Below are 22,693 nucleotides of genomic sequence, written 5' to 3'. Positions count from 1 at the left end.
AGACAAAAATTGAATAAAGTTTACCGTCACTGGTGGCAATGGCTTATGAACGAACCATAGCCGCCTTTTTTATTGCCAAAAAACAATAAACAGGAAATGGAGGATTGCCATGAGAAAATATGACTTAATTTCCATACTCTCCGAAGAAACTTCAAGGAGGGTGACGAGAAATGAAGAAAGCTGGAAGAAATATTTGAACACAGCATCAAGGCTCTACAAATACCCGTTCAAAGACCAGCTCCTTATCTATGCCCAAAGACCGGACGCCACAGCCTGCGCTTCCATAGAGATATGGAATGAAAAAATGCACTGTTGGGTGAATAAGGGCGCAAAAGGGATTGCACTTCTTGATGAAGAAGGGAGTCCCTACACCGGACTGCGGTACGTCTTTGACATATCGGACGTGCATAAGGCAAGGCGCATCGGGCGTTTCCCCCAGCTTTGGGAGATGCGGGAGGAACATCAGGAAGCGGTTCTGAACCGTCTGGAAGGGATTTACGGGGCTACCAATAAGGAAGCCGGGTTTACGGACAGGATCAGGGAGATTGCTTCCCGGATTGCGCAGGACTGTTATGGGGAGCTTGCTTCGGATATGGAATATCTGAAAGAGGGAAGTTTTCTGGAGGAACTGGACGAACTGAATATTGCTGTTCGTGTCCGGGAAACGCTGGCGGACAGCATCGCCTACACCGTCTTAAAGCGGTGCGGCATGGAAGATGCGGAGCTGGCAGAGGAAATCCAGTTCCCCTATATCCATGAGTTTAATACAATAGAAACCCTGTCACATATCGGTGACAGCATATCCGATTTATCCAAGCCTGTGCTTATGGAGATTGGCAAAGCAATCGGGGTGTATGACAGGGAAATCGCCGGAAAGGAAGCAGCGAGAAATTTTGCCCAAAAAGGACTTGCAAATACCTCTGACACACGCTATAATGCTTTAAAGCGTGAAAGCGAAATGGAGGACGTACAACCTACCACACAGACCGGAAATGCCGGGGAAAGGGGAAATAATGATGAATCTGACCTACGAGAAGAACGGGGATTACATGATACCGATGTTACAGGTGGACGAGCAGCCGGAGGGGACGCTCACGAAATACGGGCTGATGAGGAAGAATTACTTACAGGAACACAAGAAGGGGATTTACACCGGGCTTCTGCTGAAAGGAAAGCTGAAAGAGCATCTTCTGACCATTCAGGAGCAGGCGGAGCAGAGGATGGAACTGCTGACCGGGCAGATGATGAAGCAGGAGGGAGTGACGGAAAAACTCAAAGCAGAGAACCAGATGCTCTGGGTTCAGAAGATGAACAACATCAGGCACTCGGCGGAGGAAATCGTGCTGAGGGAACTGGTATACAGCCTGTAAATGAGGAAGAAATAACTGAAAATAAGGAATTGACAGAGCCGGGTAATGGAGAAAGCGCATTATCCGGTTTTTCTTTGTCTGGCGAGGAAATCATTAACAGGAATTGGGCAGAGATTGAAAAGGGGATTTTGCAGTTTGATGAATTTATGATGCATAAATGCCCGGATATTGCCGGGGTAATGCTTTTTGAGCCGGATAAGGATAAACAGACGGAATACATCAAAAACAGTTACCGGCATGGGGAAAACACAGAGTTTTATGTGGGGAAAGAAAGAGCCGGATACAGGGCGGACGAAAGCGGTATGACGCTTTGGAACGGAACATATGCACATCGGAAAGCAGAAGCAGTTATTACATGGGAAGCTGTGAGGGACAGTATCGCCTTTTACATGGAAAAGGGCGAATATCTGAAAGAAGGGCAGATTCCGCAGTGGGAAGAACCGAAGGAAACGGAAGTTTACCAGCAGCTTAGTTTATTCCCCACCATAGAGGAACAGATCGGCACGATAGAAGCGGCGCAGGCAGGAGAGAAATATATCATGCCCGCCGCTTTTTCTCTGCCAAAGGAGCAGCTTGAAGCCATTTTACGCACAGGGGGCGGACGGGATAACAGCAGGAGCCGCATTTATGCCAAGTACCAGCAGGGCAAAACGCCGGAGGAAATGGCGGAGTTTCTGAAAAATGAGTACCGAACTACGGGGAAAGGCTTTGATTTTGGCAGCAATCCCATTTCCGTCTGGTTCAATGAATCCGGCATGAGCGTCGGCTACGGGATGTCCGCAAAGGAAAACCCGGTTGCGGTGATGGGATGGCAGGAAATAGAGGGCGTTGTCCGTTCTATGGTGGAGAATGGCTCTTACATGGGCGCAAATGAAGTGTTCCTTGTGGATGCGGTGGAACGTCAGAGGGTGTCAAATGACCTGTTCAATTTCTTTTGGGACGGTATCGGGGAAGCGCCGGAGAGCATACCGATTAAAAGCCACAACCACCCGGAGAGCATGACAATCCTGTGCGAGCTTTTATCCACACAGGAGGGGCGCGATGTCATCGCCGGGGAGCTTTCCCACGCAAAAGAGCAGATTGAAGCCGGGGAAAAGCAGATCAGGTGGCGGTATGTGAAAAAGCCGGAGCATCTGCTTTCAGAGATTGCGGATTTAAGTACAGAGAAAACGGAATACCCGGTACAGGACAGCATGGAGGTGCTGCATGAGGATTTTATCACGCAGGATGAGATAGACGAGCGTCTGACAGGCGGCAGCAACTATCATCATGGGCAGTTCCGTATCTATGAGTATTTTATGGAAGGGCATGATAAGAAAGAAAATATTGCTTTCCTTAAAAATGAATACGGGACGGGCGGCGGCGCTCCCGCCTTAATCGGTTCAGACCGGAGCGATGAATGGCACGATTCCAAAGGAATCAAACTGGGGAAAGGCAGGATAGGCGATCCATACGCAAAAGTGCTTTTAAAATGGAACGTGGTGGAGAAGCGCATCAGGGAGCTTGTCAATGCGGATAAATACCTTACGCCGAAGGGCAAGGAAGCCTTTGCACAGTACAAAAAAGAGCAGGCGGAGGAAGCCATGCGCCGGGAGCAGGAAAAGCTGGAGCATGGTGTCCGGGTAGAATGTAAAGATGCCATAGAAAAAGCGATTGCGGAGAAATTTGACGGTTACACCCTTCCGGGGGATGCCGCAGAGGGCGTTATCCGGCAGTATGGGAAGGAACGTGTGGAAATCGTCCTTGCAAACACAATCATGCACTTATCCCATGACGGGCGGTTTTCCCCCGACAATAAGGAGTGGGCAAAAAGCCTTGTCCCTTCCGCTGACTGGCAGACCAGGGATTACCTCGTCACGTCCCACCCGGCTGTGCTGGACGGTTTTACAAACCAGACAAGGCGGTACATAGAGCGTGACAGGGAGCCGGAAAAAATTGCTGTACCGGAACAGGAAGCGGAAATTTCCGGGGAAAAATCCCAAAGTCCCGAACCGGAAAATAAAGCCAGCGACAATGAAAAAGCGCTGATGGAAAGGCTTGCGGAGATGTCCGCTGTGGTAAAAATCTGCGGTGCGCTTTCTATGAAAGATGTGGTCGGCTGGAACGAGGATACCGGGGCGGTTGCCATTGAGGATGACAGCAGGAGGTTAGAGGGCAAGGCGGTCTATGATGCTCTGTTTTTAGAAGCCACTGATTATGTCCTGATGCAGTCATTAAGCGGCAATACGGAAAAAGCGGTGGAAATGGATGCTCTGCTGAAGGAGGCTCAGAAGTATGCGGCACGTTATGAGAGCGAGCAGGAACAGCAGAGGGAAAGACACGCTGCGGAAGTTTCTGAAGCAGAGCTGTCAGAAGAAAAGAAGGAAGAACCTCTCCCGGATGCCGAGCCGGAAAAACTTACAGAAGAACCAGAACAGGAAGAAACAATACGCTTTACGGTTTCGGAAACTTCGGATGCCTTTACAGAGCCTTATGCGGTGTGGGACAGCGAAACGCAGGATTATTATGTAACAGGCGATGGCACAGTGCCGACATTTGATATACCGGAGGAAGCGGATGTTTTCTGCCAAAATCTCAACGGAGATTTACAGGGGAAAGAAGCAGAAAATATGGTTACAGAGCCGGGAACTGTTTCAGAATCAAAAGATACTGCTGAAAAAGATGATTTCCCCGACATTGACACACAGGCTATCCGGGAAGGTCTGGAAAAAGCGGGCATTGTGGACGGGCAGGTTGTAGACGAAAATGCTTTGGAAAACAGCCCGTTTATCCAGCAGGTCATGGGGGATGTGGAAACTCTGACCGGGGGCAATCCGCCAGAACCGGGGAAGGTTTCAGGAAAACAGCCGGAGATTGATAAATCAGGCGCAGTCAATTATCATATCTCTTTCAACGAAGCGGAGAACACAGGAAAAGGCTTTGCGCCGAAAGAGAAGTTCCGGCAGAACGTGGAAGCCATACGAACCCTTGAAAAGATTGAAAGTGAACGCCGCACTGCCACACCGGAAGAACAGGAGGTTTTAGCAAAATATGTGGGGTGGGGCGGTCTTGCCGATGCCTTTGATTCTTCCAAAGCGAACTGGGCGAATGAGTATCAGGAATTAAAGAGCCTGTTATCCCCGGAGGAATACTCTTCCGCAAGGGAAAGCACGTTAAATGCCCACTACACAAGCCCGGTCATCATTCAGGCAATCTATGACGCAGTGGGGAAAATGGGGTTTACCAGAGGGAACGTGTTAGATCCCGCCGCAGGCATCGGGAATTTTTATGGCTGTCTGCCGGAGGAAATGGCGGGGAGCAGACTGTACGGGGCGGAGCTTGACGGGATAACCGGGCGCATCGCAAAACAGCTTTACCCTCATGCGGACATTCAAATCACAGGCTTTGAGAATACCAGTTATCCCAATGACTTTTTTGACGTGGCGGTAGGAAATGTGCCTTTCGGACAATATAAAGTGTCTGACAGGCAGTATGACAAGCACAATTTTTTGATACACGATTATTTTTTCGCAAAGACTTTGGATAAAGTGCGTCCGGGCGGCATTGTTGCCTTTGTCACTTCAAAGGGGACTATGGACAAGAAAAACCCGGAGGTGCGGAAATACCTTGCACAGCGGGCGGAACTTTTAGGGGCAGTCAGGCTCCCGAACACAGCCTTTAAGGAAAATGCGGGTACGGAGGTCACTTCGGACATTCTGTTTTTAAAGAAGCGTGACCGGGTGTTAGACATTGAACCGGACTGGGTGCATCTGACGGAAAAAGACGGTATTGTGATGAACCAGTATTTCGCAGACCACCCGGAAATGGTGCTTGGAAAAATGGAGATGGTTACCGGGGCGCATGGCATGGAGAGCGCCTGTCTGCCGGATGATTCCCTTCCCCTGTCGGCGCAGCTTAACCATGCGCTTTCCTATGTAGAGGGCAGCATCGAGCAGGCGGATTTTAACGAGATTGAAGATGAACTGGCAAGGGAGAACATACCCGCCGATCCGGATGTGAAGAATTATAGCTATACCGTAGTGGACGATAAAGTGTATTACCGGGAAAATTCCATTATGAAGCCTGTGGACGTTTCGGAGAAAGCGGAGCAGCGCATGAAGGGCATGGTGGCGATCCGGGACTGTACGCAGGAACTGATAAACTTCCAGTTGGAAGAATACCCGGATGAAATGATTAAAAACAAACAGACGGAGTTGAATCAGTTATACGATGATTTCTCCAAGAAATTCGGTCTTATCAGTTCACAGACCAATAAGAGGGCGTTCAATCAGGATTCCAGCTACTGCCTGTTATGTTCCCTTGAAAATCTGGACGATGAGGGGAACTTCATTGGAAAAGCGGATATGTTCATGAAGCGTACCATTAAAAAGCAGGAAGTTGTGACGAGCGTGGACACAGCCAGTGAAGCGCTGGCGGTATCGCTTAGCGAGAAGGCGGGCGTGGATTTAGCCTATATGTCGGAGCTTGCGGACAAGAGCGTGGAGGAAATCACAAAGGAACTTGCCGGGGTAATCTTCCAGAACCCGTTCACAGAGGAATGGGAAACCGCAGACGAGTATTTAAGCGGGAACGTGCGGGAGAAGCTGTCAGTGGCGAGAACCTTTGCAGAAAACCACCCGGAATATGCCATTAACGTGTCCTCACTGGAAAGCGTACAGCCGAAGGAGCTTGACGCATCGGAGATTGAGGTGCGTATCGGCGCAACATGGATTTCCACAAAATATATTGAGGACTTCATGCGTGAAACCTTTGAAACGCCGGGATACCTGCTTGAACGTAAGACAATGGGCATACAGTATTCAGGCGTGACCGGGCAGTGGAACGTGAAGGGGAAAAATGCGGACAGGGGAAACGCACTTGTCAATATGACCTACGGAACAGGGCGGGCAAACGCATATCGGATTTTAGAGGATTCCTTAAATCTGCGTGACACCCGTATTTTTGACATTGTGACAGAGGACGGGAAAGAAAAAAGAGTCCTCAACAAAAAGGAAACCATGCTTGCAAGCCAGAAGCAGGAAGCAATCAGGGAAGCCTTTAAGGACTGGGTGTTTCGTGATCCGGAGCGCAGGCAGGATTTATGCGCAAAATATAATGAGCTTTTCAATTCCACCAGACCGAGGGAATATGACGGTTCGCACTTAAAATTCCCCGGCATGACACCGGACATTGTACTCAGACCGCACCAGCTTAACGCTGTGGCGCATCAGTTATACGGGGACAACACGCTCCTTGCCCATTGCGTGGGGGCAGGCAAGACCTTTGAAATGATTGCGGCAGCAATGGAAAGTAAAAGATTAGCATTGTGCCAAAAGAGTTTATTTGTTGTGCCGAACCACCTGACGGAGCAGTGGGCGAGTGACTTCCTGCGCCTGTATCCGGGGGCGAATATCTTAGCGGCAACCAAGAAAGATTTTGAACCCGCCAACCGGAAAAAGTTCTGCTCCAGAATCGCAACCGGGGATTACGACGCTGTGATTATCGGACATTCTCAATTCGAGAAAATCCCGCTTTCCACCGAAAGACAGATGGCGATGATTGAAAGGCAGATAACGGAAGTTGAAATGGCAATCGAAGCGCTCAAAGCGGAAAATGGCGAGCGTTACTCCATTAAACAGATGGAAAAAACAAAGAAATCACTGTCCGCAAGGTTGAGCCGGTTAAATGATTCCAGCCGGAAGGACAATGTTGTGACCTTTGAACAGTTGGGCGTGGATCGGCTGTTTGTGGACGAAAGCCATAATTATAAGAACCTCTTTTTATACACAAAAATGCGGAACGTGGCGGGCATCGCACAGACGGAAGCGCAGAAATCCTCGGATATGTTTGCAAAGTGCCAGTACATGGACGAACTGACCGGAGGGAAGGGCATCACATTTGCGACGGGTACGCCAATCTCAAATAGCATGACGGAATTATACACTAATATGCGTTATCTCCAGTACAACACCTTACAGCGATTGGGGTTAGGGCATTTTGACAGTTGGGCGGCATCATTCGGGGAAACTCAGACAGCCATAGAACTTGCGCCGGAGGGTACTGGATACCGGGCAAAGACGAGATTTGCGAAGTTTTTCAATCTTCCAGAGCTGATTGCGTTATTTAAGGAGAGTGCCGACATTCAGACGCCGGATATGTTAAAGCTGCCTGTGCCGGAAGCGGATTATGAAAATATCGTGTTAAAGCCGAGCGAATACCAGCAGGACATGGTTCAGTCACTTGCGGACAGGGCGGAGGCAGTCAGGGACAGGAAAGTGCAGCCGAACATCGACAATATGCTAAAGATAACCAACGATGGAAGAAAGTTAGCGTTAGACCAGCGGCTCATCAATGATATGCTTCCCGATGAAGAAAACTCCAAAGCCACAACCTGTGTGGAGAAGGCGTTTGAGATTTGGGAGCATACAAAAGAGCAGAAATCGGCGCAGCTTATCTTCTGCGATTTATCCACACCGAAGGGAGATGGGACATTTAATGTATATGAGGACATCAGGGATAAGCTCATGGCGAAAGGAGTGCCGGAGAATGAGATAGCTTTTATCCATGATGCCAATACGGAAACAAGGAAAGCGGAGCTGTTCGCAAAGGTAAGAAGCGGGCAGGTTCGTTTTTTGTTAGGCTCAACCGCAAAAATGGGTGCCGGAACCAACGTGCAGGACAGGTTGATTGCGTTACACCACCTCGATGTGCCCTGGCGTCCGTCCGACATTGAACAGCAGGAAGGGCGGATTTTAAGGCAGGGCAACATGAATGACAAGGTGAAAATATTCCGGTATGTAACAGAAGGTACGTTCGATTCGTACAGTTGGCAGCTTATCGAGAATAAGCAAAAATTCATCGGGCAGATTATGACGAGCAAATCCCCAGTCAGAAGCTGTGAGGACATAGACGAAGCGGCTCTCACTTATGCCGAGGTGAAGGCTCTGGCAACAGGCAATCCCTATATTAAAGAAAAGATGGATTTAGATATTCAGATATCCAAGCTAAAGCTGTTAAAGGCGAACCACACCAGTCAGAAGTACCGCTTAGAGGACAACATCGTGAAGCACTACCCGGTGCAGATTGCTTCCATGAAAGAACGCCTTGCGGGGTATCGTGCCGACATTCAGACCTACGCACAGAATAAATTCCCGGATAAAGACACTTTCTCCATAAAAATCGGGAACCGGGTATATACGGACAAGAAGGAAGCCGGGGCAGCGCTGATTGATATGTGCCGGAGCGCAAAACAGCCGAATATGGCGGTCACAATCGGGGAGTATCAGGGGTTCAAGATGAGCGTTTCCTTCGATTCGTTCTTTTCCAAGTTTACGGTGAATTTAAAAGGCAGCATCAGCCATGAGGTGGAAATCGGCACTGATCCGTTGGGAAATTTGCAGAGGTTAAGCAACGCCTTAGAGGGCATGACCGGGAAAATGGAAACGGTGGCGCAGAAGCTGGAGAACGTGGAGCATCAGCTTGAAACCGCAAAGGTGGAGGTCACAAAGCCATTCGCACAGGAAACGGAGCTTGCGGAGAAACTGGAACGCCTGACAGAGCTAAATGCCCTGTTAAACATGGACGAAAAGGGCGGCGATGGGATTGATATGGACGATGAGCCGGAGAATGACGGGGAACAGGAGGAACTTGATACAGAGGAAATGGGGCGTGATGCGGAAGCGGTGGCGGATGCGCCTTTCAGACCGCAGGTGAACCGGGCAGTATCGGAGAAGGTGGCGGAGCATGGGAAGGAGAGGATGTTAGCCGACAGTCCGAGAGGGCGCATTTCCGTAAAAGAGAAACTTGCCGAGATGCGTGAGAGGGCATATGGGCAGAAACAGCCGGAAAAGCCGGATATTTCAAAAGGTAAAGGAAAAGAGGAAAGTTTATAAGGAGGGCAAAATGGAAACAGCAGGACAGAACACAAAACAGGTCATGGAGGAAAATGACGCATTAAAGCAGCTTATGGAGCTGCTGAACCAGCAGAACATGAACGAGCAGTCACAGGATTTTATGGGGGTTTTCTGGTATGTGGCGGGTATGCAGGTGCAGCTTGCCGCAATGGTGGATGAATTACAGGGTGTCCGGGAGCAGCTTTCGCAGATGCAGGAGAAACAGCCGAAGTCCGTTACGGAGAACCTTATGGAGAAAATATCCCACCTTCAGGAGAAAGTCACAAGCCTGTCGGAACGTCTGACAGCGGTAAGAAACCGTCTGGTGGAAACAGCAGCGCAGGCGGTCAGCACTTTTAAGGAAAAAGGCAGGGCGGAGATGTGCAAGGTTCTCCAGAAAGGAATCTCCGGCGTGAAGTCCATGCTTTCCGGCTACCGGGAACGTCTGGTTGACGTGATAACGGACTGTGAAAAGACAGCCAACCAGATTGACAGCATCGGGGATGAATTGAAACAGATTGGGAACAGCGTTTCCAACGTGGGCAGGCTGTTAGCCGGGAAAGGAACGAAAGAGGCATCGGACGAAAAGCCGGGTGTCGGTCTGACGAGGGCGGTCAACACGCCTGTAAAAAAGGCAGTGGAGAACCTGCGGAAGAAGATTAACGGGGCGGATCAGGCGTTTGAAAAGCTGGATCGGCTCTCTGCCCGTCTGGATGCCGGGAAGGAAGCGGAGAAAGGAGGGCGGGTGTCCGTAAAGGATAAGCTGTCGCAGATGAAGGAAAAGGCGGGACAGCAGAAAAAAGCGCCGGAGCCGGATAAGGCAAAAAGCAAAGAGGAATGTTTATAAAAATATCAGCGAATAAAAATATCCAAAGAGGGGGCAGACAGGGAAACTTATCTGCCCTCTGTTTTTATGGAGGAAAAGGAGAGATAACCATATGGCAGATGCAAGAACTGAAAAACAGAAAGTAAAAGAGATAACGGACAGGCTGGAGGAAGGCTTGAAGGAGCTGTTTGAAGGGGAGAAATATAAAAGCTACCTGAACACCATGTCAAAATTCCACAATTACAGCGCAAACAATATCCAGCTCATAGAGATGCAATGCCCGGATGCGACATACGTTGCCGGCTACAGGGCATGGCAGAGGAATTTTGAACGCCATGTAAATAAGGGCGAGAGGGGTATCCGTATCCTTGCGCCTGCGCCTTATAAAATCAAAGAGGAACAGGAGAAGATTGATCCGGTAACGAATGAGCCTGTGCTTGACCGGGACGGGATGCCCGTCATGGAGGAAGTGGAGATAAAGATACCCGCCTTTCGTGTCGTGACAGTGTTCGACTATTCGCAGACGGACGGGAAAGAGCTTCCCGGACTTGGCGTGAATGAACTGCATGGGGATGTGGAGCGTTACCGGGATTTTATGGAAGCGTTAGAGAGGGTTTCCCCTGTCCCAATCCGATATGAGGAAATGGAGGGTGACAGGAAAGGATATTTTATTGATTTAAGCCGCCCTATCGCCATTAAAGAGGGCATGAGCGAAGCGCAGACCGCAAAGACCGGAGTCCATGAAGTGGCGCACGCAAAGCTCCATGCAAGGGAAGCGGAGCAGGATACGGAGAAAGCAGTCTATAAAGACCGGGAAACCAAAGAAGTGGAAGCCGAGAGCATCGCCTATACCGTATGTCAGCATTTCGGGATTGACACGTCCGATTATTCTTTCGGGTATATCGCCGGGTGGAGCAGCGGAAAAGAAATGCCGGAGTTGAAATCTTCCCTTGACACGATACGCCGGACTTCCTCAGAGCTGATAAAGGGGATTGAAGCACAGCTATTGGAAATTGAAAAAGAACGTGCCGCAGAACAGTCACAGGAGGACATTATCCTGCTTGTGTCGAATACAGACCGTTCCGAATATGACCTTTTGAATGTTAAGGGCATGGAGAGGACGGAAATATTTAACCTGCTGTCCGCTATGAAAGACGATGACAGGCAGAATGTGGAAGCCTACCTTGAAAGAGCCGGGGCATGGGTAACGCTGCTTGCCAATGAACGGAGTGAGGAAGTAGGGGAATACCATTTAGACTATGCCTATGATACGGATACCCATGAGATAACCGATTACAAGGCATTGCAGGAAGAACGGGAAAGGGCGAATGTTCCGATTGAATATGGCGATGTGATTGTGAGAATCTCCACGCCGGACAGCGGAGAATATGAAACCATTAAAATTGCGGATATGCAGTCAGAAGTGGCAAATGTTTTATATGCCATACCATTTTTGGAAGAAAATGAGTGGAATGGAAATGTGCTGGATTATCTGCAGGAGAGAGGTTTTGAGTTTGTGCCGATTATGAGAAGCGGCGGTTTGAATGACGGGTATCCGCAGTTCTATGATTTTGATGTGGATATGAGCGAATGGGAAGTGCATACCGCTTCGGAGCTTCCGGCAACGGTACAGGCGGAGCAGCTTATTAACCGCATGGAATTTCACAGGTCGGTATATGACAGCGATGAGCGCAATCTGATTATGAACCATGCGTATAGGCTGGATGATATGTATAAGACCACTTCCCTTGCACATTCCATTGCGGAGCAGAAAGACGATTCAGCCTTGCTTTGGGAAACGATCAGGGTGGCGCAGGAAGAAATTGACGCTCTCCCGGACGGAATGGTGGGGCTGTCGGAAATGCACGAATACGGATATTCATGGGATGAAATGCTCCCTCTCACAAAGGATATGGCATCGGAGCTGTTTGGGGAAGATGTGTCGGTGTACCAGCTCCACGCAGACGGTTCAGAAACGCTTGTAGAGGACAGGGCGGCATTGCAGGAGCATGACGGGCTGTTCGGCGTGGAAAAAGGCGATTGGAACGCTTATAAGGAATACCTGTCCATGAAGCAGGAATTGGAGGACAGCGAACCTAACCGGGAAGCACAGCTTTTGTATGGCAATGAGGGAAGGTTTGGCATCTACCAGCTTAAAGATTCAGCAGAAACAAGGGATATTCGTTTTATGGATATGGATTACCTTGAAAAAGAAGGTATCCCGGTTTCCAGAGAGAATTACACCCTTGTCTATACCGGGGAGCTTACGGAGGGCATGAGCCTTGAAGATATTTATACCAAGTTCAACATAGACCACCCGGCAGACTTTACCGGACATTCCCTTTCCGTAAGTGATGTGGTGGTGCTGCATCAGGACGGGGAGAACACAAGCCATTATGTGGATTCCGTTGGTTACAGGGAGATACCGGAATTTACAAAGGAGCTTTCAGTATCGGTGGAAATCAGCACAGAAAAAGATGCGGTCAGGGAGGAAACAGCGGAAATCCCGGCAGAAGCAGCGGAAGAACATACAGCGGCAGAAAATACAATGGCAGAGCCGGACAATGACAAAGTTTCCTATTATGTCATTGAGGATTTATCCACATGGGCGGAGAACAGCCCGGAAAAAAGCAGGCTGGAGCGTTTTGAGAGCCTTTCGGAAGCAATGGAGAAATTCACAGAGTACCGGGGAAAGGAAACGGAGGACAAGCCGGATATGGCGAGGGCAACTTTCGGCTTCCATGTCAATGGCAGCGAATTTGACCTGATCCACGTCAGAAACCATGAAAACTGTCTGTCGCTGGATTTTACGCACAGCAAGGCGGCAGAGGAAAGCAGTCGCTTCATGGAGGATTTGCAGACTTTAAATCACGAGGTCGGCTTTGACAAGGTACGGGTTCACCGGGAAATGTCGCCGGAGGAAATAAAGGATTTTGTGAAACAGCGGTTTGAATACCAGCTAAAGAGCAGCGGTCTTGACGATATTTCCCTCTATATGGACAGGTTTGATGCCCTCTATGGACAGGGGAAAATGGAACACCTCATGCCAACAGCCAACCAGAAGCATATCGTGGAAGATGTACCGTTTACGGAGTGGGAAAATCCGTACATAGATGCCAATGTTAGGGAAGCGGACAGGGTGGAAACAGAGCTTGCCTTCCGTCTGGCAGACCGTTATATCAGTATTCAGGAAGCCACTGAGGGGTATGATTACACCATATATGATATGGACTACCGGGAACTGGACGGGGGTGTATATGACAATCCGGACATAACAATCAGACAGGCACTTGACGAGATTGTGACGGATTTGAAAGAGCCAGCGCACAGGAGCAGTCTGGAGGGCAGTATCCGCACTGACGATGAACTGATACCGATTGATTATGACGGATTGATAGAAAAGGCAGAGCAGGCGGCAAAAGAGCATCTTGAGGAACGTATCAGAACCGAAGTGCCGGAAGCGGTGGAAAGCAAAGTGATAGCCGATTTTAAAGCCAGAACTGAGGAATTATTTAACCCTGTCAACGGGCAGACACAGGAAGATATAGAAATGAGTGTTTATGCTTATTTACAGTCCAAAATTGACGAGTATGGAATGGATATAGAGCTTGTAGATATGGCGGTTACAGGGAGCAGATGCAGAGGTTTGGAAGAACCTGTATCTGACCTTGACGTGGCTGTGGAGTACCGGGGCGGGGAAAACGAAGATACCCTGTTCAATGCCTTCAACGAGGACGGTTTTACAATCGGCGGCGTTAAGGTAGACATCAATCCCATTACAGAGGGCAAGACCGGGACGCTTGGGGAGTATCTTCCGGGTGTGGAAGCCTATCTTGAGGAAAAACGAGCCGCCCTGCAGGAGAAAGCCGCAGAGCAGGCACAGGAGGAAAAACAGACGGTTGTCACCCTTACAGTGGCGGAGTGTGGGGAATTCCACAATTTCGGAGAGTACCATGAGGGGATAGCAGACGTCCCGGAAGCAATCGCTATTTTCAACCGGATACCGCCGGAGAGGATGAACGGTATCCCAAGCATCGGCATCAATATCCATACAGAAGGGACAGAAAGCTATGAGGACACGCAGATGGATATTGTTTCGGGCAGAGTTGCGGATTTGGAGATTCTGGACTATGTGCCGGATATTACAGACAATCCGAAGGCGGTGGAGGTCATTGCGGAGCTGATCGACAAGCTGCCGGATATAGAGGTCAGGGGTTCTCTGGAGAAGTGGCAGGCGGCTTTCCTTGCTGCGGAGATAGACCAGCTTTCCTACAACTACGACACTGTTCAGTACAATCAGACAGTGGAGGACAGGGAAGCGCAGATAGCGAATATCACAGAGGACATCAGGAACGGGAATACCGGGTATCTGAATGATTTCCTTAATGCGCTCATTTCAGACAGTATCCGGGAAGGCATGACGGATATTATCGGGAAAGGGACGGAGCTTGATGACAGCGAGGGCGTACAGACCGCAAGGAAGGCGAAGGAGCTGTTAGATAAGCTGGCAGAATACAAGCCGCTTGCAAAGATTGAGGAACTGGAAGAATGTAACTATAACATGATTGATAACGTCCTGAACAATGAGAAGCCAAAAGAAGAAAAGCAAGCAGGCAGAATTTCCATAAAGGAAAAACTGGCGGAGAAAAAAGCGGTCATCGAGCAGAGGGATAAGTCAGATAAGGAAGTCCCTGAAAAGGGAACAGAGAAAAAATCAGAGAGGGAGATATAAGCGATGGATAAATTTACAGTGGAAGAAATCAATTTGATGTGTGTGTTTGAGGGGCAGGACAGAAAGGGCATGATTGCTGATATAAAGAATGTGATTCCCCACATACAGGACAGTGACATGGTGGAGCTTGCCGGACAGGTTTTAGGGAAATTGGAAACCATGAGCGATGCGGAATTTGCAGAGGTGGCATTGGAAGCGGCGGAGTGATTGACGCAAATCTTTTATAGCATTATTCGACATAACGTGCTATAATTCTCTTAGTCAGATTAGAACGAGTAGGGATAGTCTGCGGTTGTCCTTTCTGGAAACGGAAAGGAGGTCGGTATGAATACGTTAGAAGTGCTTACGTTGGTGCTGGTGATTTTTGCAGCCTTGACATACATAGACAATAAACACAACCGCAAGTAACGGAAAAGGCTATCTTCTACTGCCATAGAGGATAGCCTTGTAATCCGTATTTTTTACGCTTTATAAGTTTCCGATTGTGCAACCGTCGGACACGCTAATATCCTTCGGCTTCTAAGATGATTATAAACCAACACTGCGAATTTTGCAAGAGGGTTTAGGGAATGGGGGTGCTTCGGCACTCCTGTTTTTTTGCAGATTTGTAGACTATATTACAGGAATATGGTCTTGTTTACAAGAATTTTTTTAAATTTATATAATAAAGTAGGAAGGAATGGGTGGGATTCCGTCGCAGTCGGCATTGTGCGTAATGTGTATAACTCCCCGTCTTATGGAGCTGTGGGCAACACTGTTTGCAGGATGTGGGAAAGCTGCCCTTTGCTTTTCCACATGCTGTGAATGGTGTTGTCCATAGCGGAATGGGGAGTTATGCACATTTCCACGATGCTCTTTTGCTTTTAAAGTCTTTTTCAGACAGGGAATTACCGGGAAGGGTTATTATCCCGGTCAGGCTGTTCCTGTGCGCTTTTTGTCGGCTCTGTGCGCCCTAAATACTGGTTCAGGTTCTCCAGTTTCCGGTTCAGCGATTTCAGCTCTTTTTCACAGTTTTTGTATGTGACGGTCAGTTCTTTTTTCTGTGCGGTCAGCTCTTGATACTCCGCTTTCAGCTTGTCAATGTTCAAGCCTTTTAAGGGGATGCCCGCCTGTTCCAGCATACGCCTTGCGCCGCCATAAAGGATGATCTGGCTCTCATGCTTACGGAAATAAGCGTCAGGATTTTTGGACTTCTTATAGGCGATATTATACGCTTTATTTGCCTTGTACTGCTCCGCATATTTGATGATTTCCGCAAGGTCTTTGATGCGGTTCTCCAGCTTGCGGACAGTCTGCTTTGCTTCCTTCCCGGTGGCGGCTGTGGTGGCGATTTTCTGTTCCAGTTCTTTTATAGAGCCAGCTTCATTATATGCCTGTGCCGCAATCTTTAAATTCTCTACCGCCGCCCACCTCTGCAGCCCCGGACTGTTCTGAAATTTCTCATCAGAGGTGTCAATCAATCTCTTATTTGCGTAATCCCTTTTCGGGATAACTGCCTTCCGTTCTCGTTTTAGTTCAATCCGTTCTTTGATGCGCTCCTTTGTGTATTCCTTTCCGAGTGACTTGATGCTGCCACGCACAAAACGGTCTTTGCCGAGTGGACGGAAGGAGATAAATTTGAGGGCGTCTTCCCCAAAAGTTTCCCCTTTTATCTCATAGCCTTTTGCCCGCATCAGGAGCAGAAATTCTTCATAGGTGGAGGATGATTTTATGGCGGCGTTGATGTCTTTCCTTATCTGTGTTTTCCATGCGGCGCTGTTCTTATCTGCCTGCCATTCGTTGTATTTTTTTCCACGCTCCCCACCGGGGATAATGACAGAAAGATTATGCTCGCTGCACAGCTCGTCACTTAATTTTCGGATGCGGTAATAGCTCTGCTTGCAATCATGGTATTTGTCATGTTCTATGTTGTCAGCAGCACAGAAAATGATATGGTTATGGACGTGACCTTTATCAATATGTGTGGTGACAACATAAGAAAATTTTCCCTCTAAAACCTTGTCGGCAAGTTCTTTCCCTATCTGGTGCGCTTCATCAAAACTGACCTCACCGGGAGCGAAAGCCTGTATCAGATGATAGGCTTTATTGGGGCTGTTTTCCCGGCAGTGGTCTAAGGTATATTTAAAGTCAATCGCTGCGGTTTCCGGCGCACAGGCATAGGAAGAAATGTAGATGCTTTCATCTGTCTTGTCCGGGTTGCATATGTAGGCTACCGCTTTATCAACGGTTGCTGTGATAGCATGGATTTTTGTGACTGCCATACCTGTTTCATCAACTCCTTTACTTCGTCCATATCTTCCTGATAGACGTGGTTTGTGCTGTTAATCCTCTTTGCAATCTGGTTCAGGTTAGAGCTGATCCGCCCCAACTCCGTATTGTATTCCCGCAAAAAACTGTAATCCACGTCATAGACATATCCGTATAAAATCAGCTTCCGGATGAAAGCCGATTTGCTTTTCATGCCGGACAGCTTAAACTTCTCATCAAGGATGTACTGCTCTTTGTCATCTAAGTGAAATTCATTCCGGTTGGTGCGTGTCCTGTTTGCCATTTTTACATCGTCCTTTCTAAATTTGGGCATAAAAAAACTGCTGTAACTTGTTCGGTTTACAACAGTCTGGTTTCGTGTCTGTTCAGTTGTTTTGGATAGAATTATCCATGTGTTATTGTAGCAAATCTGCGGAAGAAGGTCAAGGACTTGCAGAGAAAAAGAGGAAAGAAAAGCAAAGAGGGTTAGGGATACTTCCCTATGGAAATTTCATCATACGGACGGCAGGGAAGTATGGGGAATTTTGCTCATGTGTCCGGACATGAGCAGTGCTTGCTATTCTACCCACGACACTCCCGGAGGGTGTGTCGGCATAACAAGACTTTAAGCAGTCCAAATATATTAAGTATCGGTATTGACCTTTTAGGTAAATAGATGTATAATAGCATTGACCTTTTAGGTAAATGCTGACAATAGGAAGGGGAACAGGCATTGACAAAGCTATTAGAGTTAGATACCCAAAGACGTGATGCTATCCTTAATGCTGCTTTAAAAGAATTTGCAGTACGGGGATATGATGACGCTTCAACAAATGTTATTGCAAAGGAAGCAGGGATTTCAAAAGCTCTTATGTTTCATTATGTGAATAGTAAACAGGAACTTTTTCTTGTGGTATATGACTTTTTTTCAGATTTGATGAAACAGGAATATTTCGAGCTGATGAACTATGAGGAAAGAGATGTTTTTGATAAGTTACATCAATCATATGTTTTGCAGATTGCATTAATACAAAAATATCCTTGGATAACGGAGCTTAATAAACTTTCATGTGTCACCAATTCAGACGAAATCAATAATGAACTTGAAAAAAGAAAAAATCATTTAGAATGTTATACCAAATTGTTTGATGAAATAGATACCACTAAATTTAGAAAAGGGGTGGATATAGAAATGTGCAAGCAAATTATTCTTTGGTCTAATATCGGATTTACAAATCAACTATTGCATGAGATTCGTAGTGATGAAACAAATGTAAATTCTGATGTTCTGCTAAAAAAACTTGACAGGTATTTTGATGAACTAAAGAAAATCTTTTATGGAGTTAGCAATGAGTAGGCGATATAAAAATCTTTTCATAATGCTTAAAAAGTGCATATTAAAGCACAAAAAAATAACAATATGTATTTTTGTGATTATGCTGATTTTTTTTAATTCCGCAAAGAAATGGATTGATAGGAGGAACGCTATGCTTGAAATGTATGAGCCGATTATTGTTGAGTTTCCATTACGGGGAGAATGGCTTTCTCCTAATACACCGGGGACAAAAGTACCCAGTCATGGTACAAATCAATTAGGAACAAGATATGCATACGATTTTATCCAAGTGGACTGGAATCGAATAGGTACTCCTGCTTATCGTGTTGGAGTAATGCAATATCTTTTTTCGGGTGTTAAATTGAGCGATTACTATTGTTGGGGACAAGAAGTATATTCTCCTTGTGACGGTATTGTTGTTGGCGCTGAGGACGGTTATGCTGAAAACGAAAAAACAAATCTACTGGCGGATATGTCTAACGCATATAAAAATGCCCATTATTTTGATCCGGAAAAGGACGATATTCAATCAGTCGCAGGAAACTATGTGATTATTAAATATAGTGAAAATGTATATGCTGCACTTTGTCATCTTCAAACAGGCTCTATTCAGGTTTCAGTAGGTCAAATGATAAAAAAAGGTGAAGTTATTGGCAGAGTAGGTCATTCTGGAAATTCCTTTGCTCCACACTTACATTTTCAGCTTATGGACAGTAGTGATATAAGTGTAGCAAATGGAGTGCCTTGTGCTTTTGAACAGTATGAGATATTTCGGGATAATGAGTGGCAAATAATAGAAAACGGTATTCCTACAGATAAAGATCGAATCAGGTTTTGGTAATCAAATATTAAGATAAATGATAGGGGGCGGTGTAAATCAATGACATAATGCTTATTCAAATGAAAAATGTTGATGAGGGTTTTTTATCTAAGCTTCAGCATTTAATGAATGAATATGGCTATCAATTACCTATGGAAACTGAAAAAGATACGTTGCTTTCCTTTGATGGTCTGAAACTTGTACCAGAGAATTATCAGGTTTTTCGTAATGGGACAGAAATTGTATTAACAGGAAAAGAATTTGAAATACTTATGCTGTTGGTACAGAATAGAGGGCGTGTTTTCAGCAAAGAGCAGATTTATGATGCTGTTTGGAATAATGAATATGTTTTTGATGAACGGAACATGACCGCATACATTAACAAAATTCGACGGAAGATAGAGCCTGATCCGGCACACCCAAGATATATCATCACTGTATGGGGAGTGGGTTACAAATTTAGCGAAAGAACAAAATGAGCAGATATTACAGGGCAAGATGGTAATATCTGCTCATTTTGCGTTACAATATGAAAATAAAAATTTTGAACAGGAGGAAATCAAAGATGGAAAATCAGGTATGGGTAAAAGTATCATTATTTCTAAAAGAATTACGCTGTGAGGACATTAAGAGGAACTCTGTCATTCATTTGGAGAGCTGCCAGAAAGAAAAGAAAGCCCTGAAAATAGTTAGGCAAATATGGGAGAAGGAACAAAAGAACTTATCTGAACTGCAACAGAAAACAATCTGCAATTATATAGAACAGATACAGGCGGTGTCTTTTGAGGAACAGCAGGAAGCATATTGTCAGGGAATTATAGATTGTGTGCAGATATTATCAGGTTTGGGACTATTAGAGTCGGACGGAAAAATTGAGAGAGCAATAGAAAAGTTAAAATGAAAGAAAGGCTCATTCCAGACGGATATGAGCCTTTTAAATGTAACATATCAGTCAAATCTATAATTAGGCAAGAAAAACTATAAAAAAACTATAAAAGAATTAGAAGTGGTTACATTTCAGTATAAGAAAATCTATGTTTTCTATGTATCATTTTTCTTTGTGGGATTATCCCATACCAGAGCTTCTGCGGTTGCAAGAAGAACGGAAAGCTGGTACTGGCTGCATTGACCGAGTAACTGTATGATCTTCTGATAACATGGATCGTTTATGTTTTGATTTGGGTAAACATATGAATCAGCAGATATGTTTAATGTACGCATGATGGTACAAAAAAGCTGAATACTCGGCGTACCCTTGTCATTTTCCAGATTTTTGTAATATTGGGGATGACAGCCGATGCGTTCTGCAATTTCTTCTTGTGTGAATCGCTGCTCAAGGCGAGCTTTTTTCATTATTTGCCCTAAAGTGGGAGTCATGTTTGACACTTTTTCACCTCCTGTGACTTCTTTTAAGTAGTGTATAACGATACCTTCAAAAAGTGAAAAGTGTTAGAGATTAAAATTAAATAGTGTATAACACTACCAAGACATTTGAAATCCTTTGGGATTGTAAAAAAAACGCAATCCGGCAAAGGCTTTTTCAAGTGTCTTTTTGCTTTGTGATTGCGTGGGGAGTGCCATGCAACAACTACATCTAAGAGGGGATACCGGGTATAAACGGTTAAAAAAATCTTAACAGACGAGGCAGTAGAGAACACCCTTGAAGGTAGTGTCAGAGATTACAAAGATGTAGCTATAATTTCATATTATGGGATAAAAGACGTCCGCAGGATTTGTACCTGTCCGGGCGTTTTTTATATATTTGAAAACTTTTTCAAATATTTGCAAAGTTTTCGACGTTTTGCCTATTCCCGATTGGGATATGGGGTGAAAGGGAGAACCATTTCACTCTGTCCCATTTGGATACGGAAGGAGGTGAACTCTTATGGAGCAATCTTCTTCCGAAAGAAAACAGACCGTTAGGCATCAGTTTGACAGCTTCTGCAAAATGGTATTGCATGGTGAAAAGGTCAATTATGAAAAGGAAATGGAGTACCGGAGACGGCATGAAATTTCTTTGTCACAAGTGCCGGAGGAGGAGTTGAGTCGGTTGAATACTGTGGATGAGTACATAGATGAATCGGAAATATTTCGTGTCCTTGATTATGACATCGAGGTAAAGGACGAGCTTATCAGCGAAGCGTTGAAGTATCTGCCGGAGAAAAAGCGGAATGTAATTCTTTTGTCTTTTTTCATGGATATGTCTGATACGGAAATCGCAAAACACATGAATCTGGTCAGGAGTACCATTCATCATCATCGTGTCAGCTCACTACAGGCATTAAAAAAGATTATGGAAGGAATCAGAAATGGAGAAATCAAGTAAGTGTTCAAAATTGCTGCCCTACCATATTATAGCGGCAGCGGCTTCCGGCGATGTGGAAGCAATCAACAGGGTTCTGAAGCATTATGAGGGTTACATTGCAGCATTGGCTACAAGAAAACTCTATGACGAATGCGGCATACCGCATTACTGTGTTGATGAAACCTTGCGTCGCAGATTGGAAACGAAGCTGATTACAAAGATATTGGCTTTTGAAGTCGCATAACAAAAAGTCGGCGGTGTCCCTTTCCGCTGTCTGACCGGGGTATGCGTACATGAACCTTGACAACTGAATACTGTATTGCATACAGGACGTGAGGATATGCAGAGCCACTAAGCAGATGCGCCATGACGTACCTGCCCTGATTTATAACAGGGTGAAACGTGAGGAAATGTTGAAGCAGGACATTGAAGCAAAGGTAAGGAGCGAGTGAGATCGGGCAAAATATGTAGCAGTTACATGGGGCGATGAAGCATATCTGTGATAATGATACTTCCGGGCTGTGGGGAAGCCGCAGCTCGGTCAATGAAATGACGGTGCAAGACCGATGTGGGCGGCGTAATGAGCCGCCACCTGTATTGCAGTTTTTATCTGCTAATAAATGGGAAGAAGCGTATTCTGCCTGTTTATTAGCAGATAAAGCTGTGCAAAGAATTAGGAGGATATTTTTGATGCAGAGAATACCGAAGGCGATTAACAAAAAGAGGTTAGTCAGATATAAAGAAGGCGCAGAAATGTACAGCATGGGAATGAATAAATTTCAGTCTTTGGCGAAAGATGCAGGCGCAATATTGAAAATTGATAGAATGGTATTGGTTGATTTAGATACGTTTGACCAGTATTTAGAATCATTTCGTGTGAAATAGTCAAGATGCGTATATGCAAAGCAGAAAGATTTTTCGTATAACCGAAAATAAGTGTTGACTTTTAGTTAAACTGAAAGTATAATGATTATGAAATGGATGGAGGTGTATATTGTGGCGAGGACAGGCAGACCAAAGTCTGACAATCCGAAAAAAAGCCTTATCGGGTTGAAGCTGACAGAGGAAGAAGCCGCAAAACTCAGGGAATATGCGTCCAAACATGACATGACCATAACGCAGGTGCTACAAAAGGGGATTGATTTGCAGTATGCAATGGAAGAACCGATAAGTAGTTAGTACGAAA

The 22,693-nt window shown here is 46.1% G+C and carries 15 protein-coding genes; 12 read left to right on the top strand and 3 right to left on the bottom strand.

Annotated features, from left to right (window positions below; all coding sequences use genetic code 11):
• The first annotated feature begins 109 nt into the window (after nucleotides 1-109).
• The 4 genes from VSQ62_RS27755 to VSQ62_RS27740 all read left to right on the top strand — a co-directional run bounded on the left by VSQ62_RS27755 (nucleotide 110) and on the right by VSQ62_RS27740 (nucleotide 15,006).
• On the top strand, nucleotides 110-9,241 hold the full coding sequence (locus VSQ62_RS27755; protein ID WP_502957863.1) for a helicase-like domain-containing protein: 9,132 nt from the start codon (nucleotides 110-112) through the stop codon (nucleotides 9,239-9,241).
• 10 nt (nucleotides 9,242-9,251) lie between these two features.
• Nucleotides 9,252-10,088 (top strand): DUF6674 family protein, encoded by an 837-nt coding sequence (locus VSQ62_RS27750; protein ID WP_159749925.1) that lies wholly within the window; start codon nucleotides 9,252-9,254, stop codon nucleotides 10,086-10,088.
• Nucleotides 10,089-10,179: 91 nt separating this feature from the next.
• Complete coding sequence (locus VSQ62_RS27745) at nucleotides 10,180-14,799, top strand: YodL domain-containing protein (RefSeq protein WP_159749927.1); 4,620 nt, start codon at nucleotides 10,180-10,182, stop codon at nucleotides 14,797-14,799.
• Nucleotides 14,800-14,802: 3 nt separating this feature from the next.
• On the top strand, nucleotides 14,803-15,006 hold the full coding sequence (locus tag VSQ62_RS27740) for a transposon-transfer assisting family protein (protein ID WP_159749929.1): 204 nt from the start codon (nucleotides 14,803-14,805) through the stop codon (nucleotides 15,004-15,006).
• 680 nt (nucleotides 15,007-15,686) lie between these two features.
• Here the strand turns inward: VSQ62_RS27740 and VSQ62_RS27735 are convergent.
• Entirely contained in the window at nucleotides 15,687-17,060 is a 1,374-nt protein-coding gene (locus VSQ62_RS27735) for a relaxase/mobilization nuclease domain-containing protein (RefSeq protein ID WP_159749931.1), read from the bottom strand.
• Nucleotides 17,009-17,350: a plasmid mobilization protein gene (locus VSQ62_RS27730; RefSeq protein ID WP_115625515.1), complete on the bottom strand. Its 342-nt coding sequence runs from the start codon at nucleotides 17,348-17,350 to the stop codon at nucleotides 17,009-17,011. Before VSQ62_RS27730 ends, VSQ62_RS27735 begins: the two co-directional genes overlap by 52 nt.
• 429 nt (nucleotides 17,351-17,779) lie before the next feature.
• Here VSQ62_RS27730 and VSQ62_RS27725 point away from each other — a divergent pair, with 429 nt between their 5' ends.
• From VSQ62_RS27725 to VSQ62_RS27710, 4 genes are all read left to right on the top strand, one after another.
• The gene (locus VSQ62_RS27725) at nucleotides 17,780-18,403 is read left to right on the top strand and encodes a TetR/AcrR family transcriptional regulator (RefSeq protein WP_172547276.1); all 624 of its coding nucleotides are present in this window, start codon (nucleotides 17,780-17,782) and stop codon (nucleotides 18,401-18,403) included.
• Nucleotides 18,384-19,223 (top strand): M23 family metallopeptidase, encoded by an 840-nt coding sequence (locus tag VSQ62_RS27720; protein WP_244324595.1) that lies wholly within the window; start codon nucleotides 18,384-18,386, stop codon nucleotides 19,221-19,223. The genes VSQ62_RS27725 and VSQ62_RS27720 overlap by 20 nt, the downstream gene beginning before the upstream one ends.
• Before the next feature lie 59 nt (nucleotides 19,224-19,282).
• Nucleotides 19,283-19,681, top strand: coding sequence for a winged helix-turn-helix domain-containing protein (locus tag VSQ62_RS27715; RefSeq protein WP_159749935.1), 399 nt, complete (start codon nucleotides 19,283-19,285; stop codon nucleotides 19,679-19,681).
• Between the two features lie 86 nt (nucleotides 19,682-19,767).
• Nucleotides 19,768-20,103: a hypothetical protein gene (locus VSQ62_RS27710; protein WP_159749937.1), complete on the top strand. Its 336-nt coding sequence runs from the start codon at nucleotides 19,768-19,770 to the stop codon at nucleotides 20,101-20,103.
• A gap of 140 nt (nucleotides 20,104-20,243) precedes the next feature.
• On the opposite strand, the gene VSQ62_RS27705 is transcribed toward VSQ62_RS27710, so the two are convergent.
• Entirely contained in the window at nucleotides 20,244-20,579 is a 336-nt protein-coding gene (locus tag VSQ62_RS27705) for a helix-turn-helix transcriptional regulator (RefSeq protein WP_244324955.1), read from the bottom strand.
• A gap of 508 nt (nucleotides 20,580-21,087) precedes the next feature.
• Between VSQ62_RS27705 and VSQ62_RS27700 the strand changes: the two genes are divergently transcribed.
• The 4 genes from VSQ62_RS27700 (at nucleotide 21,088) to VSQ62_RS27685 (ending at nucleotide 22,686) form a co-directional block, all read left to right on the top strand.
• A complete protein-coding gene (locus tag VSQ62_RS27700; RefSeq protein WP_159749941.1) occupies nucleotides 21,088-21,528 on the top strand; it encodes an RNA polymerase sigma factor in 441 nt (146 codons plus the stop codon).
• Complete coding sequence (locus VSQ62_RS27695; protein WP_159749943.1) at nucleotides 21,512-21,751, top strand: helix-turn-helix domain-containing protein; 240 nt, start codon at nucleotides 21,512-21,514, stop codon at nucleotides 21,749-21,751. Before VSQ62_RS27700 ends, VSQ62_RS27695 begins: the two co-directional genes overlap by 17 nt.
• 446 nt (nucleotides 21,752-22,197) lie before the next feature.
• Nucleotides 22,198-22,392: a DUF6462 family protein gene (locus VSQ62_RS27690; RefSeq protein ID WP_074924834.1), complete on the top strand. Its 195-nt coding sequence runs from the start codon at nucleotides 22,198-22,200 to the stop codon at nucleotides 22,390-22,392.
• Nucleotides 22,393-22,503: 111 nt separating this feature from the next.
• Entirely contained in the window at nucleotides 22,504-22,686 is a 183-nt protein-coding gene (locus VSQ62_RS27685; protein ID WP_330391898.1) for a hypothetical protein, read from the top strand.
• Nucleotides 22,687-22,693: the final 7 nt, after the last annotated feature.

The organism is Sporofaciens sp. JLR.KK001 (assembly GCF_036941055.1).
Taxonomy (GTDB): domain Bacteria; phylum Bacillota; class Clostridia; order Lachnospirales; family Lachnospiraceae; genus Sporofaciens.
The sequence above is the reverse complement of the archived record's forward strand: the minus strand, read 5'-3'. Positions and strand labels throughout refer to the sequence as shown.

Bases quoted from the DNA above. Each gene is read 5' to 3' on its own strand.
- VSQ62_RS27755 (WP_502957863.1), top strand. From the start codon at position 110: ATGAGAAAATATGACTTAATTTCCATACTCTCCGAAGAAACTTCAAGG.
- VSQ62_RS27750 (WP_159749925.1), top strand. From the start codon at position 9,252: ATGGAAACAGCAGGACAGAACACAAAACAGGTCATGGAGGAAAATGAC.
- VSQ62_RS27745 (WP_159749927.1), top strand. From the start codon at position 10,180: ATGGCAGATGCAAGAACTGAAAAACAGAAAGTAAAAGAGATAACGGAC.
- VSQ62_RS27740 (WP_159749929.1), top strand. From the start codon at position 14,803: ATGGATAAATTTACAGTGGAAGAAATCAATTTGATGTGTGTGTTTGAG.
- VSQ62_RS27735 (WP_159749931.1), bottom strand. From the start codon at position 17,060: ATGGCAGTCACAAAAATCCATGCTATCACAGCAACCGTTGATAAAGCG.
- VSQ62_RS27730 (WP_115625515.1), bottom strand. From the start codon at position 17,350: ATGGCAAACAGGACACGCACCAACCGGAATGAATTTCACTTAGATGAC.
- VSQ62_RS27720 (WP_244324595.1), top strand. From the start codon at position 18,384: ATGGAGTTAGCAATGAGTAGGCGATATAAAAATCTTTTCATAATGCTT.
- VSQ62_RS27715 (WP_159749935.1), top strand. From the start codon at position 19,283: ATGAAAAATGTTGATGAGGGTTTTTTATCTAAGCTTCAGCATTTAATG.
- VSQ62_RS27710 (WP_159749937.1), top strand. From the start codon at position 19,768: ATGGAAAATCAGGTATGGGTAAAAGTATCATTATTTCTAAAAGAATTA.
- VSQ62_RS27705 (WP_244324955.1), bottom strand. From the start codon at position 20,579: ATGACTCCCACTTTAGGGCAAATAATGAAAAAAGCTCGCCTTGAGCAG.
- VSQ62_RS27700 (WP_159749941.1), top strand. From the start codon at position 21,088: ATGGAGCAATCTTCTTCCGAAAGAAAACAGACCGTTAGGCATCAGTTT.
- VSQ62_RS27695 (WP_159749943.1), top strand. From the start codon at position 21,512: ATGGAGAAATCAAGTAAGTGTTCAAAATTGCTGCCCTACCATATTATA.
- VSQ62_RS27690 (WP_074924834.1), top strand. From the start codon at position 22,198: ATGCAGAGAATACCGAAGGCGATTAACAAAAAGAGGTTAGTCAGATAT.